Source organism: Pseudoflavonifractor capillosus (genome assembly GCF_016899775.1).
Lineage (GTDB): Bacteria > Bacillota > Clostridia > Oscillospirales > Oscillospiraceae > Lawsonibacter.
Genome location: NZ_JACJJE010000155.1, coordinates 1 through 442, shown reverse-complemented (window position 1 = coordinate 442; position 442 = coordinate 1). Strand labels below are relative to the sequence as shown.

General features: G+C 67.2%; 1 pseudogene. It reads left to right on the top strand.

Annotation, left to right across the window (positions count from 1 at the left end):
* A pseudogene (locus H6B31_RS16785) lies at nt 1–442 on the top strand (hypothetical protein); the annotation flags it as partial.

Below are 442 nucleotides of genomic sequence, written 5' to 3'. Positions count from 1 at the left end.
GGCTACGCCCCCAAGGAGCAGTACATCCGGAGAAGCCGCCAGGGCCCCTTTACGGACGTCTACTCCTGCGCCGCCTGCTTCTATGCGGCGCTGACCGGCTTCCTGCCCCCGGAGGCGCTGGAACGGCTGGACCACGACGAGCTGGTCCCAGTTTCCCAGTGCGGGGTGGACATCCCGGAGTATCTGGACAAGGCTATTTTGAAAGGCCTGGCGGTCCAGCCGGAGGACCGCTTCCAGAGTGCGGAGGAATTTCTGAACGCCATCGAGTCCCAGCAGGTGGTGGAGCTGCCCCAGGCGGGAGCCGCCCAGCCGGCCGCGCCCACGAAGAAAAAGCTCAGCCCCGTGCTGATTGGCGGCGTGGCCGCGGCGGTGATTGCGGTGGCCGTGGGCTTTGGGATCGCCATCGGCGGGAACTCCAGCGGTTCCGGAGGGGAGAAAGGCG